At 35.9% G+C, this 14778-nt stretch carries 15 protein-coding genes; 7 read left to right on the forward strand and 8 right to left on the reverse strand.

What is annotated here, in order from left to right; translation table 11 throughout:
• Nucleotides 1–48: 48 nt before the first annotated feature.
• From ACIQ1H_RS19885 to ACIQ1H_RS19895, 3 genes are all read right to left on the reverse strand, one after another.
• Nucleotides 49–1017, reverse strand: a complete 969-nt coding sequence (locus ACIQ1H_RS19885; protein ID WP_402891251.1) for a DUF4822 domain-containing protein — start codon at nt 1015–1017, stop codon at nt 49–51.
• Between the two features lie 170 nt (nt 1018–1187).
• On the reverse strand, nt 1188–1718 hold the full coding sequence (locus tag ACIQ1H_RS19890; protein ID WP_402891254.1) for a dihydrofolate reductase family protein: 531 nt from the start codon (nt 1716–1718) through the stop codon (nt 1188–1190).
• A gap of 63 nt (nt 1719–1781) precedes the next feature.
• Nucleotides 1782–2342, reverse strand: coding sequence for an LOG family protein (locus ACIQ1H_RS19895; protein ID WP_402891256.1), 561 nt, complete (start codon nt 2340–2342; stop codon nt 1782–1784).
• A 52-nt stretch (nt 2343–2394) separates the two neighbouring features.
• Here ACIQ1H_RS19895 and ACIQ1H_RS19900 point away from each other — a divergent pair, with 52 nt between their 5' ends.
• The 4 genes from ACIQ1H_RS19900 to ACIQ1H_RS19915 all read left to right on the forward strand — a co-directional run bounded on the left by ACIQ1H_RS19900 (nt 2395) and on the right by ACIQ1H_RS19915 (nt 4040).
• Nucleotides 2395–2712, forward strand: coding sequence for a MazG nucleotide pyrophosphohydrolase domain-containing protein (locus ACIQ1H_RS19900; protein ID WP_402891258.1), 318 nt, complete (start codon nt 2395–2397; stop codon nt 2710–2712).
• A 287-nt stretch (nt 2713–2999) separates the two neighbouring features.
• Nucleotides 3000–3338: a DUF2085 domain-containing protein gene (locus ACIQ1H_RS19905; protein ID WP_402891287.1), complete on the forward strand. Its 339-nt coding sequence runs from the start codon at nt 3000–3002 to the stop codon at nt 3336–3338.
• Between the two features lie 21 nt (nt 3339–3359).
• The gene (locus tag ACIQ1H_RS19910; RefSeq protein WP_173479169.1) at nt 3360–3641 is read left to right on the forward strand and encodes a zinc-ribbon domain-containing protein; all 282 of its coding nucleotides are present in this window, start codon (nt 3360–3362) and stop codon (nt 3639–3641) included.
• 75 nt (nt 3642–3716) lie between these two features.
• Complete coding sequence (locus ACIQ1H_RS19915; RefSeq protein ID WP_402891260.1) at nt 3717–4040, forward strand: zinc-ribbon domain-containing protein; 324 nt, start codon at nt 3717–3719, stop codon at nt 4038–4040.
• A gap of 168 nt (nt 4041–4208) precedes the next feature.
• Here ACIQ1H_RS19915 and ACIQ1H_RS19920 read toward each other — a convergent pair whose 3' ends face one another.
• Nucleotides 4209–4415 carry an NINE protein gene (locus tag ACIQ1H_RS19920; RefSeq protein WP_173479167.1) on the reverse strand — a complete coding sequence of 69 codons (207 nt, stop codon included), beginning with the start codon at nt 4413–4415 and terminating at the stop codon, nt 4209–4211.
• A 225-nt stretch (nt 4416–4640) separates the two neighbouring features.
• Nucleotides 4641–5360 carry a purine-nucleoside phosphorylase gene (gene deoD / locus ACIQ1H_RS19925; protein WP_402891264.1) on the reverse strand — a complete coding sequence of 240 codons (720 nt, stop codon included), beginning with the start codon at nt 5358–5360 and terminating at the stop codon, nt 4641–4643.
• Between the two features lie 342 nt (nt 5361–5702).
• Here deoD and ACIQ1H_RS19930 point away from each other — a divergent pair, with 342 nt between their 5' ends.
• From ACIQ1H_RS19930 to ACIQ1H_RS19940, 3 genes are all read left to right on the forward strand, one after another.
• Nucleotides 5703–6602, forward strand: coding sequence for a multicopper oxidase family protein (locus ACIQ1H_RS19930; protein WP_402891289.1), 900 nt, complete (start codon nt 5703–5705; stop codon nt 6600–6602).
• Nucleotides 6603–7044: 442 nt separating this feature from the next.
• Complete coding sequence (locus ACIQ1H_RS19935) at nt 7045–10962, forward strand: S8 family serine peptidase (RefSeq protein WP_402891266.1); 3918 nt, start codon at nt 7045–7047, stop codon at nt 10960–10962.
• A 312-nt stretch (nt 10963–11274) separates the two neighbouring features.
• On the forward strand, nt 11275–12192 hold the full coding sequence (locus tag ACIQ1H_RS19940) for a LysM peptidoglycan-binding and 3D domain-containing protein (RefSeq protein WP_402891269.1): 918 nt from the start codon (nt 11275–11277) through the stop codon (nt 12190–12192).
• 133 nt (nt 12193–12325) lie between these two features.
• Here ACIQ1H_RS19940 and ACIQ1H_RS19945 read toward each other — a convergent pair whose 3' ends face one another.
• From ACIQ1H_RS19945 to ACIQ1H_RS19955, 3 genes are read right to left on the reverse strand one after another with little or no spacing between them, the layout of a single operon-like run.
• Nucleotides 12326–13069, reverse strand: a complete 744-nt coding sequence (locus tag ACIQ1H_RS19945) for an amino acid ABC transporter ATP-binding protein (protein ID WP_402891272.1) — start codon at nt 13067–13069, stop codon at nt 12326–12328.
• Nucleotides 13070–13081: 12 nt separating this feature from the next.
• The gene (locus tag ACIQ1H_RS19950) at nt 13082–13747 is read right to left on the reverse strand and encodes an amino acid ABC transporter permease (protein WP_139860064.1); all 666 of its coding nucleotides are present in this window, start codon (nt 13745–13747) and stop codon (nt 13082–13084) included.
• A gap of 32 nt (nt 13748–13779) precedes the next feature.
• Complete coding sequence (locus tag ACIQ1H_RS19955) at nt 13780–14562, reverse strand: transporter substrate-binding domain-containing protein (RefSeq protein WP_402891274.1); 783 nt, start codon at nt 14560–14562, stop codon at nt 13780–13782.
• Nucleotides 14563–14778: the final 216 nt, after the last annotated feature.

Raw genomic sequence — 14778 nt, forward strand, 5'->3', positions numbered from 1 at the left:
TATAAAGGAGATTTCTTACTTTTTCAAGTAATGGACTTTATGGTAATTTTAAAAACTGAATGTAGGTTTGAAATCTCCCTTATATGGCTCATGCTCTACGAAGATTGTAATCTCATTGTCATCTGCATCCTTACCTACACGCTTATACGTAAACTTGTCGTCATTTAATTCCGTAAGTTCCAATGCAGCACCATATTTATTTTCGCCAATCGCTACATGTGCACGAATTTTATTGTCGTGAATGACATCAAAGTAACCGTAATCTCCACGACTCTCTCCTGTCTCTCTATTAAAAAATTCGTATTTATTTGTGTCCGCTTCAAACTTAGCGACACTTAAAAAATTCCCATTAAACTCTGTGACATCATTTCCTTTTTCATCAAGTACCTTTGTTCCTTGCCATAAAGTTTTGCCAAGTATTTCATCTCCATCTACACTAGTATTAATATCTCCTGTAGAAGTAGTTAATGTTTTGCCCTCGTTAGTAAACGCTAAATCATTTTCATATGGTATATGCTCTACAAATACTTCTACGTCATTACCGTTTATATCTTTCCCCATACGTTTGTACGTAAAGACTTCTTCATCTAACGCCGTTATTTCAACAACTGCTTGATATTTCATTGTATCTGAAATTAAAATACGCTTTATACCATCGTTTGTCATAAAGAAGGTACCCTCATCGCCTCGCGTCTTCCCTGTTTTCGCATCAAAAAACTCATAGCGACCTGTTTCAGAATCGTATTTTGCTAAGCCGATAAACCCAGCATTCTCCTCAGTTAAATCATTGTTATCTTTGTCATAAACTCGCGTACCTTGCCAATTTGTACTGCTTAAAATATTCGCTAATGTTTGTCCCTTTGTCAGTTGCTGCTCAGCTTTATTAGCCTCCGCTTGATCATTTTGCACGACTGCATTTTCTGCCTCATTTTTCTCTGACCCTGTATCCGAGCATGCAGTTAATATTGTCACTGAACTAAAAATAGCGAGTGTTGCGAATTTTAATTTGTTGTTCATAATGTTCTCTCCCTTATCATTTGCTTATACGTAATTATGAAGCCCAGTTCTAAACTGCATATATCGCAAATATAAACAAATTATAAATTCGAGAAAAAAAGCGGATTTCTTGTATCCGGCTTATACAATAAACAAAACTCGCCACAAAAATTGGCGAGTTTGTTTGTTATTTATTTAATTTTTTTATAATGAAGCATAGCAAGTTGACCTAACTTTTCTGTTTTCATTAAACTATATTTTTGGGTAATATCATCACCATTATAAAGAGAGATGCCCTTTCCTAAAATAATAGGGGCGATGGCTAGTTGGAATTCGTCAATTAAATTTCCTTTAAAAAATTCACGTGCGAAATTCCCTCCACCAATTAACCATATATCTTTCCCAGGCTGTTGTTTTAATTTGTTAATGAAAACTTCTACATCCTCATTTATAAATGAAGCATATTCATCAGAACCGCTGACAGATTTAGAAAACACATAGTTTTTATAATCACTATAAGGATAATCCATGTCAAATCCTCGAATGGTATCATATGTTCCTTTTCCCATCACAACAGTATCTATTCTATTGAGAAGGGAATTGTACCCCGAATCGCCTTCTACTTCCGTAGACTCCAACCACTCTAATGTACCATCATCATTTGCAATAAAACCATCAATTGAAGTACCTATATACAAAATAACGTTCCGTTCTCTTTCCATATAAATCCCCATTTCTGTTTCAGAAGATAACATTCAGTATATCAGAGACGTTTTTTTTAAAAATTAATATGTTCGTACCAATAGTGGTGTATGGTTTGTAATAAATTGTTCAATTTCGATAAATGAGTTGGAAAATAACATTGCTTTTTTATCTGCTTCAGTTAAAAAACCGTTTGTTACCATATCATCATAAAATTCTTTTAATTTATCATAGTAGCCGCCTACATTAAATAAAATACATGGATTTTGGTGTTGGCCAATTCTTGCCCATGAAATTACTTCAGCGATTTCTTCTAAAGTTCCAGGACCCCCAGGCAGTGCAATATAGCAGTCTCCTAATTCAATCATTCTATTTTTCCGTTCAGACATAGAATGCACAACTTCTAAACGAGTTAAATTAGGATGACTTAGCTCTCGGTCTACTAAAAATGTCGGAATAATGCCGATTACTTTACCATTATGTAATAAAACTTCGTCTGCAATGACCCCCATTAGACCAGCTTTTCCTCCACCATATACTAAAGTATGACCATTTTCCGCAATCCATTTTCCAAGTGATTTTGCTGCTTCTACAAATAAATCATTGTTACCTAGACTTGCGCCACAATAAACTGCAATATTCAAATTCAATTCCTCCTTTATGCTATCATTATAGAAGTATAAGGAGTGATTTTCATTGAATATTTTTGAATACCAAAAGTGGATAACTGAATTTTACAAAAAGCGAGGCTGGTATGAGTTAAACCCCTTTATTCGTGTCAATTTTTTAACGGAAGAAGTTGGTGAAGTTTCAAAAGCCATCCGAACAATTGAAATTGGGCGAGATCGTCCAGATGAAAAAGCTCTATCAAAAGAACAACAAATGGAGAATTTAAAGGAAGAATTAGGCGATGTTCTTGATAATTTATTTATATTAGCTGATAAGTACGAAATTGATTTAACTGAAATTATGGAAAGCCATAAAGAGAAACTAACAAAACGATATCAATCATAATAGAAGTCACTAATTAAAAGTTTTAAACATAACAAAACTACCTACATCGTTGTTATACGAACATCTTAGGTGGTTTTTTTATATTCCACAGTTATTTATGAAACTCACCGTGGACTTTAACAGTCCCTATCATCCCCAGTCATATTTCTTTCTATCTCTATTCACCCAATTTTTTATAGTAAAAACTAAATTATGAAGTATATTCCAAAAATTCTATTTATGTTATATACTATACGCTAGAATAATAAAGGAAGTTTACAAATTTGGCAAATACTTTTAATTTTGTAATGCGAGTTTTTTTCTTTTGCCATCAAAGACCGGACCGTTCCTTCCATTATAAAGGGAAGAAATTTCCCCTATGTGCAAGATGTACAGGTATGGCAGTAGGTTATCTTTTATCCATATTTTTAGTCATACTTCTAGGCATATTTGATTTATGGATTATCGCCTTATTAATTTTACCAATGGCTATAGACGGTACAGGTCAATTATTTGGTAAATGGACAAGTAATAATAATAGACGGTTCCTTACTGGATTAATGGGTGGAATCGGTATTATTTATATTTTTTACACTATTGGTCATCAATTTTTCTTACTTGGTCAATATGTTGGAAGAAATCTATAACAAACTATTGGAGGTACTATTATGTATTGTAAAAACTGTGGCGAACATATTTCGGAACATGCTGAAATTTGTATCCACTGTGGGGTCCGCGTAAAAAACGCTGGAGGAGAAGACAAACCAAACTGGGGCGTTAACATCATTACACTTTGTTGTGTGCCACTTGTTGGGTTAATTATGTTCTTTGTTTGGAAAAATGAAAAACCAGTTGCGGCTAAATCCGCTTTAATGTTCTTCTTTATAAACATAGGAATTATCGTATTATTCTATATTGCAATGTTCATGATTGGTTTATTAAGTTACTAAAAAATATGGATTACATAGGTCTACGCTGAACAAGTTGGGAAATAGGAATTTTTGTAGTATGTAGGGGGTTTTGATATGTATTGTCCTAATTGTGGTTCTACCATTAACGAGAATGCCGAAATTTGTATCAAGTGTGGTGTCAACGTCTTAAAATTTAATAACCAAGTAACTGTAGCAAAAGATGATAAACCAAATATTTGGGTTAACATACTCAGCTTATGCTGCTTCCCACTACTTGGCATTATTCTCTATTTTGTATGGAAAGACTCACAACCAAAAGCCGCAAAGTCTGCTTTAATATTTGCTTTGTTTGGCTTTGTGATTTCAATTATTTTAGCAATTATTTCGTTTGTAATAGGGGTTGCTACAGAGATGATGACGGATAGCTATTATTACTAATTAATATAGCTACTGCGTTCATATCGTAACAATCATAAACAATAAAGAAGGGTAGACATGTTGTACAGTCTCCCTTCTTTTTATCGTATCGCTATAAATAAAAGCAACAAGCTTAAAAAAATATATGTATGAGCCTATCGTTTTTTTTATTTCAATCATTAAATTTTATTAAGATTTTATAAAATGACCATCTTTGTCTGTAAATTTACCTACGATAATCATAATTAAATCGACTATTGTCCAAATACCGAATCCACCTATTGTAATAAACATTAAAATACCTGTACCGATTTTTCCAACATAAAAACGGTGAATTCCCAGACCGCCTAAAAAGAAACAAAGTAATAATGTTGCTACAAAATTTTTGTCTGACATGTAAATACCTCCGTTAAATTTATTAATATTTATAAGACCCTTCATTATTATAATTACATATAAAGTAATTTAAAACATTTTTTTACACTTAATTAATGCTATATTATTGATGTTTGTATCCTATAAATGTAAGCATTCAATTCTTCTAAAATAAAAAAAAGTAACAAGGACATTTAGTTTCCTTGTTACTTCTTTAAAATTAATAACTCAATTAGCTGCCATTATTTATATTAAATCTAAAGCTATTTCTACCATCTGTGTAAATGAAGTTTGTCTCTCTTCTTGTGTTGTTTGTTCATGTGTAATCATATGGTCACTTACTGTTAAAATGGTTAATGCTTTAGCTCCAGCACTAGCAGCATTTAAATATAAACTTGTCGTTTCCATTTCCTCTGCTAATATGCCCATCTTTGCCCACTTTTCTGTTGCAGTTACATCAGCATTATAGAAAACATCACTAGATAGTACATTCCCGACATGCACGTTACAATTCTTTTCATCAGCAACTTTCTTAGCTTTCTCTAATAAATCATAAGATGCTGTAATTGGAAATTGACCTGGCAGATTAAATTGATGTGCATAATTGGAATTTGTTGCTGCTCCCATAGCCAAAATAATATCATATAATTTAATATCATTTTGCATTGCCCCGCATGAACCTATACGAATTAAATTTTTGACGCCAAAAATATTAATTAATTCCCATGAATAGATCGCCATACTTGGCGCCCCCATCCCAGTACCCATTACGGAAACTTTCTTTCCTTTATATTCACCTGTATACCCAAGCATGCCTCTAATTTCATTAAAAAGAACAGGGTTCTCTAAAAATTTTTCTGCAATAAACTTAGCACGAAGTGGATCTCCTGGTAAAAGTATTGTTTCTGCTATTTCTACTCCATTTGGCTTAATATGTGGGGTTTCTTTTAATTCATTATTTTTCATTTTAACTTTCTCCTTAACATCTTTTTATTATTATGTCTTTTATAATCAATATTTTTCTATAAAGAAGTGATTTTATAAAATATTTAATAAATAAAAATTATATTTATAATACAGCATCTAAATATACATTTAACGAAGCACAACTTCCAATGCAACGTAGGTTATATTTAGACATTCGCCATTTTGCATCCCATTTATTATATACCATATAAAAAAATAAGAGAGAACGACAATAAAGCAAAAGTAGAATTCATGGAATCGATTTGTATGACGCTGCCAAAGAATAAGTCCCCCTTCGAAACATATATTTTTTTAAGAAGTGAATTTATAGGGGGTTTTATCATAGTTATTACACCAGGTATTGAAGATTTACCTTATGTACTTCAAAAAAATGGGGTAAAGTTTTTTACTTTAGTTGCGGAAGAAATAACGTGGGAGTTAGTAGATGGTATCTTTATCAAAGCTTGGGGATATAACGGCTCTACTCCTGGGCCCACTATTCGTGTTTTTCCTGGAGATAAAGTATGTATTAGAGTCATTAATCAATTACCTGTCCATACAAGCGTGCATTGGCATGGATTAATCGTACCTAATGTGATGGACGGTGTCCCCCCAATTGAGCCCTCTCCATTTATTGAACCTGGATATTATTTTGATTATCATTTTACAATAGTTAATCCCCCAGGTACGTATATGTATCATTCGCATGTAGATGTTTCTATACAAGATAATGCGGGATTATTAGGAGGCTTTATTGTAGAAGATCCGACAATGGAGAACCTCCCAAACCATAAGGATTACCTTTGCTTACTTCAAGAATGGGCAGTAAATGCTTTACCATGGGGCGATTTAACAAAGGGTACGTATGATCTTACTTTTATTAAACCTGATTTTAATTTTTTTACAATAAACGGACGATGCTACCCGTTAACAGAACCTTTACGTGTAAGATATGGAGATATGGTTAAAGTACGCTTTGGTAATATTCAAATGAACCACCACCCCATCCATTTACATGGACATCAGTTTAAAGTGGTCGGCGCTGATGGTTTCCCAATTGCTCCTCATACGCAAATTTGTAAAAATACTATACTCGTCGCATCTGGCGAAACTTGGGATATTAGCTTCCAAGCCAATAATGCAGGTATTTGGCCAATGCATTGCCACATGCCCCATCATGTTACAAATAACGGTGTAGTTGGCTTAGGTGGTATGTTCACTACAGTTAAATATGAAGAATAAATCTATTGTAGCGGCTAACTTAAGTGTAAATTTTTAATGAAATATACGTTTTCTTATAATAATAATTTATTATATATAATGATAGAACAGTATGTTTTCCACCCTATAAAATAGCTGGCGATATTTTAAAATAATCGCCAGCTATTTTTATTTCCCTAGCGATTCCCCTTCACCTACCCCTCTTATTGTGCTAAAAACCGCTTGTCTTTAAATTGCTTCCTTATTTGGCTTGATTGAAACTTTTAGTATGTCATTTCACTTCCGAAAGTTCTACTTTTTCATTAAATTACCAGGTAGATAGATTCAGTTTGTAATTAATAAACTAATACTAATTATCAATATTTTTATATTAGGATATTCGAATTAGTTCCATTGTGATAAATTTAAATTACCACACTTAACTGAAAAGTGTGACAATTAAAGCTGAAGGGGGAAATGTGTTTTGAAAGAGTTTAAGTTTACGAAGTTTCTAAGTAGTCTTCTTGCTATCGTTATGGTGCTTTCGCTATTTGTTCCATTGTCGAGTGCTAGTGCTGAAGAACCGAAACCATTCAAGCAGAATAGCCAAAGTGAAAGTATTATTCAATTAAAGGCGGCTATCGCGGAACAGCAAAGCTTGTCTAAAGAAGGACCGACTCTTCACGAAAGCTTACAAAATGTATCAGGCAATCAAGATGTTGCAGTCATCGTTCATTTATCTGAAATGCCTGTAGCACTAGAGCAAGGAATAAGCCAAGTGAAAGGCCAAAAATTCTCTAATGCCCGAGCAAATGAAGTACGTTCAAATGTAAAATCTCAACAAGCAAAAGTAAAAAAAGAGTTAGCTACTAAAAAAGTTCAGATGACTCAAGGATACACATTTGATACTGTTTTAAACGGTTTTGCGGCAACGGTAAAAGCAAATGATCTCCCGAAATTGCTTACAATAGAAGGAATTACATTAATCGAACCTGATGCAACCGTTTATGCATCAGAAGATACACCGATGCAACCATCGGAACTAATAAAGGAAGACCAATTAGAAGCGCAAATGAATACAAGTATTTCTTTCCTTGGCATCGAACAGCTTTGGAATGAAGGTTTTGAAGGACAAGGAATAAAAGTAGCAGTATTAGATACTGGTATTGATGCAGATCACCCTGAGTTCGCTGGGATTTATAAAGGTGGGAAAAACTTTATTCCAAATTCAGCAACTTATACGAAGCCTCGTGCAGATGACGATGCATCAGAAACATTACCTTCGGAGCGCCCAGCCGGGACACCTGAATTTAATGAAAAGGGAAGCTCGTTCTATACATCTCACGGTACACATGTTGCTGGAACAATTGCAGCAATCGGTGCTAACGAATTCGGTATTAAAGGAATTGCGCCAAAAGTAGACCTTTATGCTTACCGAGTTCTTGGGGCATACGGCAGTGGTGCTACATCTGGTATTGTGAAAGCTATTGAAACTGCTGTTATAGAAAAAATGGACATTATCAATCTATCACTTGGCGGTGGAGCTAACTCTGAAACAGATGCTGGTTCATTTGCTATTAATAATGCCATGATGGCTGGAACAATCGGCGTAATTGCAACAGGGAACTCTGGGCCAAATCGCGGAACAATGGGCACGCCTGCAACCGCTCGTTTAGGAATTGCTGTTGGTAACACCTCATATCCTGAAACAATGTTTAACGGGGAAGTGAATGTTACAATTGGCAACTACAACTTAACAAAACAGCTTCCATTAATGGGGACGACTTTTGGGAAAAAATTAGCTACACAGCTTCAAGGTGAGTTTGACCTAGTTGCTGTTCCTGGAAACGGGGAAGTAAAAGATTTTGAAGGAATCAATGTCGAAGGCAAAGTGGCGTTGATTGCTCGTGGAGGTATTGCCTTTGTTGATAAAATTGCGAATGCAAAGGCAAATGGAGCAGTGGCAACCATTATTCATAACTTTGCTGGTGGAACAAATGCACCAAACATTTCAGGTACATTCCTAGGTGATTCATTTGAGTTTCTACCGTCATTTGATATGTCCCAAACGGACGGCGATGCAATTCGCACTGCATTAACAGGCGGAACTGGAAAAGTAAGCTTTAGTAAATTTGCTTCCACACAGACACTTGGGGATGATGTAAACACTTCAAGTTCACGTGGACCATCTACACCAAACTTTGATATTAAACCAGATGTAAGTGCACCTGGGACAAACATTATGTCATCTATTCCAATGTATAAAAAAGATTTCCCTGATGCCTCTTATGCAGAAGCATATGCGCGTAAAACAGGAACTTCTATGGCAACACCGCATATTGCAGGTATTGTTGCATTAGTTAAACAAGCAAATCCTGATTGGAACGCATTCGACGTTAAAGTGGCAATTTCTAATACAGCAAAGGTTTTAGATACAACAAAATACGATGTGTTTTCTCAAGGTGCTGGGCGCGTAAATGCTTATGCAGCCGCTCATCCTGAAATTCTTGCCTATGCACTTGATAGCGCAATAATAGATGGAACTGGGGCTGTTGCAGAAAACTTGAAAGGTACAGTTACTTTCGGTCCACAATCACTTAAAGATCGTGATATTTCTGTAACAAAGCAAGTTTTAGTAAAAGATATAAAAGGAAACGGTGGCAATTACAATGTAGCAGTGGATGTGACAAAAACATTTGGTGATGCAACTGTTACAGTAGATCAGCCGACCTTTAACCTAGTTGGTGAGCAAGTTTTAAATGTTACATTAACCGCTTCACAAGCTACAGCACCTAACGGCTCTGAAATACTAGGGTATATTTACATCAGTAGTGGCGATACAGAAATTTCATTACCATTCGCAGCTGACTTTAGCGGTGCGGCAGTAACTGAAATTAAAGATTATAAAATTACTGAAACAGATCTATCCTTTAATGGCGATGGCGTGAAAGATTCAGCTGTGCTTTCATTCACATTAACGGGTGATGTAACAACTAACTATATCGAGCTTTGGGATATTATGAATCCAGAAGGTGGAGAATATGGAGATGGCTACATCGGTTATCTGCATGCAGGGACTGCACTAGGAAAAGGCTCTTATACGCTGAATGTTGGTGGGCAGTACAAACCATGGGGATCAGCACCTGCCACAACGATTCCAGATGGTCTTTATACAATTGACTTCACTGGTCTTGCAGCATCAGGAGTAGTTTCCGATTATGTCGGCCCTATTATCGTAAAAACGACGAAACCAGAAATTACTGGTTCAGTAGCTGAAGGTGTCGCAACAGGTCAGGTAACAGATAAGTATATCGACTATAATGATGAGTTATATTTATACGGTTTAAATTACAATTTAAATGATAAATTAAAAGCTTCTTATATTTCTACAGTAAATGGCGAAGTACAAGCACCAGTTGCTTTTGAATTAAATCAGGACGGTAGCTTTACATTCCCAGTAACAGCAGAAACGAATGCTGTGTCAGTAAAAATTACTGATGCTGCTGGCAATATTGGCGAAGAAAAGATATATGAAAAAGCAGTTGTAGAACCAGTAGTCACACTTTCGGTTAATCCAACTGAGTTAAACCTAACAACTGGCGAAACTGCACAACTTACGGTGACAGAAACGTCAACGCCTGTAGAAGGCGATGCAACAGAGGAAGACGTAACTTCAAAAGCTACTTACGTAGTTGGAGATGAAACTGTTGCAACAATAGTAAATGGATTAGTAACGGCAGTAGGTGCAGGTACGACTACAATTACAACTTCATATGGTAATAACGAAGTGACAATAAATGTTACGGTTAAAGCAACGGTTATCGAGGAACCAACAGTAACATTAGAAATTGACCAGGCTCAGGTTGAAACGAGAATAGGTAAAGAAGTTACAGTTAAGATTACTGAAGTAACAACGTTTGATGGTAAAACAACAGAAAAAGATGTAACGAAGCTGGCAACCTACGAAGTAGCAAATAATAAAATAGCTACTGTAAAAGCAGGGGTCGTAAAAGGAAAAGGTCAAGGTAATACTACTATTACGGTAACGTATGGTGAGCACAAACTAACATTTGATGTGTTAGTTGTAAAGCCAGGTAATGGTAATGGCAATGGCAATGGCAATGGCAACGGCAACGGCAATGGTAACGGCAATGGTAATGGTAACGGTAATGGCAATGGCAATGGTAACGGCAATGGCAATGGCAATGGTAATGGTAATGGTAATGGTAATGGTAATGGTAATGGTAATGGTAATGGTAACGGCAATGGTAATGGTAATGGTAATGGTAATGGTAATGGTAATGGTAATGGTAATGGTAACGGCAATGGTAATGGTAATGGTAATGGTAACGGCAATGGTAATGGTAATGGTAATAACGACGTTACAGAGGTTCAGTTATAATTCATTGCAGTTCACATAAAAAAGAGAAATTGCGTTATGCAATTTCTCTTTTTGCTATTTATTATAAAGTTATTGATTGCATTTTAAGCGCCAAAGGGGCATTCGATACGTAACAAGTAATTGCTTCCTCAGTTAGATTTTATATTAAATTTCTTAGGAAATAATAGTTAATCGTTTGATGTTTGCAATATTATTGCAATATAAATGCCATAGACGTAAACAAATTAATACCTCCTTGTTCTTTTTCTCAGAAAAATCTATGATACGATTATTTTATATTAACAACCAAGAACGAACATGGAGGATACATGAATGCTTAAAAAAATTATATCAATTGTACCAGTTGCAATGCTCTCTGCAACTTTAGGTGCTAATGCTCAAGCTGCAACGATTACCGTACAAAAAGGTGATACCCTTTGGGATTTATCACGTGCACATAATACATCAGTAGAAAATATTCAAACGTTGAATCATATTAATACTAACCTTATTCACCCTGGAGATGTTCTTACCATTGCACAGCAAAAGCAATATACCGTTAAGCAAGGTGATACATTATGGAATATAGCCTCAGATCATCAAGTAACCGTTTCACAAATTAAAGAATGGAACCAATTACATACTGATCTCATTCACCCTGGTTTAAAACTATCCATCTTTGTTGGTATGAAATCTAGTACGGCTGTAGCTGAAAAGCCAACAATGCCTGCAACACATGAAGCAAAGGAACCTGCAACTTCAGTGGACAATACGCCTGAAGCAAGCACTCCATCAACAAATAATACTACTTCAACGGAGAGTAAACCTGAAGCGACTGTTCCATCGACAAGCAATACTGCTTCAACGGAAAGCAAACCTGAAGCAACTGTTCCATCAACAAGTAATACTACTTCAACAGAGAGTAAACCTGAAGCAAACGCTCCATCAACAAGTAATACTGCTAAGGAAATTATAGTGGAAGCTTCAGCCTATACAGCGTCATGTGAGGGATGTTCCGGTATTACCGCTACTGGTATTAACCTTAAAACAAACCCAAATGCTAAAGTCATCTCAGTTGACCCAACTGTTATTCCACTTGGTAGTAAAGTTTATGTAGAAGGCTATGGGGAAGCAATTGCAGGCGATACGGGTGGTGCCATTAAAGGCAATCGAATCGATGTCTTTTTCCCTTCTCAACAGGATGCCATTAACTTTGGCGTAAAACAATTAAAAGTAACAATATTAAACTAGACTATTAGCTATTTCCATCCTATCCTTAGGATTTAATATATAGATGAACAACAAGGTAACTTGACTCCTTATACGAACCAAAAAAGAACCCAAATTGGGTTCTTTTTTGCTTATTTTTCAAGACCTCTTAGCGTTATTTAAGCATAGTTGCAGTTAAAAATTCCCGTGTTCTTTCCTCTTTCGGATGGTTGAAAAATTGATCAGGTGTGCCGCGTTCAATAATGGTTCCATCGTGCATATACACAATCCAATCAGCTACTTCTCTTGCAAATCCCATTTCATGGGTTACAACAACCATTGTCATTCCTTCTTCAGCCAAGTCTTTCATGGTTGTTAATACCTCTCCCACAAGCTCGGGATCGAGTGCCGATGTTGGCTCATCAAAAAGCATAATGTCTGGTTCCATCGCTAGGGCTCTTGCAATTGCCACCCGTTGCTTTTGTCCCCCAGATAGTTTACTAGGATAGACATCCGCCTTATCTTCCAAACCTACTTTTTTCAGTAATTCTTCTGCTTTGTTAATGGCATTTTCTTTGTCTACACCCTTTACCATGATAGGCGCTTCAATAATATTTTCCAAAACTGTTTTATGAGGGAATAAGTTGAAATTTTGAAACACCATTCCTACCTTTTCTCTAATCTTGTTAAGGTCATCTGTCCGTGGATTGACTTCATTTCCTTCAATTATAATATTGCCGTTATCCTTTCTTTCTAAAAAGTTCAAACAGCGCAGGAGGGTACTTTTCCCTGACCCACTCGATCCTATTAGACAAACAACATCACTCTCGTAAACTGTCATGTCGATATTTTTCAATACATGTAAATCTCCAAACGATTTATTCAATTGATTTATTTTAATCATTTCCTTGGTGTCCAATTTTTTCAGCTCCTATCTGTCGCTTATTGCTAATTTCAGTTCAGTTCGGTTCACTACAAATGTCATCAACGCTACCAGTAATAAATAGTAGACTGCTACGATGAGTAAATAGGTCATTTCATCAAAATTATTCGATCCAAGTGTTGTCGCCACATTAAACAGCTCATTCATGGAGATAAATGCGGCCAACGAAGAATCTTTTAAACTGATGATAAATTGATTGCCTAAAGGCGGCAACGCTCGACGGAATGCCTGTGGAAGAATAATTCTTCTTAATGTCAGTATCTTTGTCATTCCCAAAGAGCGGCCTGCCTCAACCTGACCTTTATCGACGGCCTGAATTGCGCCTCGAAGGATTTCAGAAATATAAGCTCCATTATGTAACGCTAGAGCAAGTGAAGCAGCCCAAAAATCAGGAATAAGGAAAATCCCACTTATTCCGAAGTAAAGGATAAATATTTGGACAATCAGCGGTGTTCCGCGGACCAAATAGACATATATATCTGAAATAAGTTTTAAAATTTTTATATTAGAAATTTTTAATAGAGCAAAGACAAGTCCAATGACGATTCCTAGTATGATAGAAACCACCGTCAGCTCTAATGTTAATAGCATAGCTTTAAAGAATACACCTTTTGTTTCCATTAGTATGTTAAAAAAATGCGAAAAACTTGGCAAAGTACTACTTCCTTTCTTTCTATAGCATTGATTTATTCTGGTTTTTTGGTAATGTCCTCACCAAAATATTTGATACTGATTTGAGTCAGTGTCCCATTTTCTCGGAGTTGTTCCAAAGCTTCATTTACTCGCTTCAATAGTTTTGGATTATCCTGCGGCAGCACAATCGCTTGTTCACTGCGATTAATTAATTGCTGTCCTTTAATCTTAAATCCTTCCTTTTCAGCTGTTTTTCCTGTAACAAAATCAGTAATGACCGCATCATGACGTCCTGTGCTCAACGCCTTTAAAGCTGTAATATCGCTGTCATAAGTTTTGACTTTGTCTGTATACTCGGAAGCAGTATCGGCATATGTCGATCCTTTTGCAACAGCTACTTCCTTTCCCTTTAAATCTTCGACAGTCTTAATTTTACTATCTGGTCTGGTGAAAATTTTCGGCCCCGAATAATAATACGGAGTAGAGAAAGAAACATGTTTACTTCGCTGCGGGTTAATCGTGTGGCTCGCAACCGCTGCATCCGCTCGGCCTGTTTTTACCCCTTCTACAATTCCTTTGAACTTGATTCGTTTCTGAACCGGCTCAAGGCCCATTTCCTTTGCAATTGCTTCCCCAACCTCAATATCAAAGCCCGACATTGTGAGATCGTCATTTATATAACTAAATGGCTTAAATTCACCAGAAGTAGCAAAAACAAATTGGTTTTTATTTATCAGTTCAGAACCATCCTCAAGCTTCTTCTTCTCTGTACAACCAGACAAAAAGCAGACTACGATTATACTAAAGACCAATAGTAATTTTTTATTCAACAACATGTTGGCTATGACTCCTTTTCCCTTTCGATTATTCCTACAATGCTTCTTGCTAAATAACTTGCTTATGATGGTTAATACCCTCTCTACTCCTGATAAAACAAAAAAAATGTCAGGCACTGTTGGGACTGACCCCAACAGTATAGACAAATAAAAAAAGCATCTTCAATTGAAATTCGGGTATAGATACTTAAATTTCAATTTGGAGGTGTTTTTTCT

The sequence above is a fragment of the Lysinibacillus sp. NPDC097279 genome, from assembly GCF_044761745.1.
Classification (GTDB): domain Bacteria; phylum Bacillota; class Bacilli; order Bacillales_A; family Planococcaceae; genus Lysinibacillus.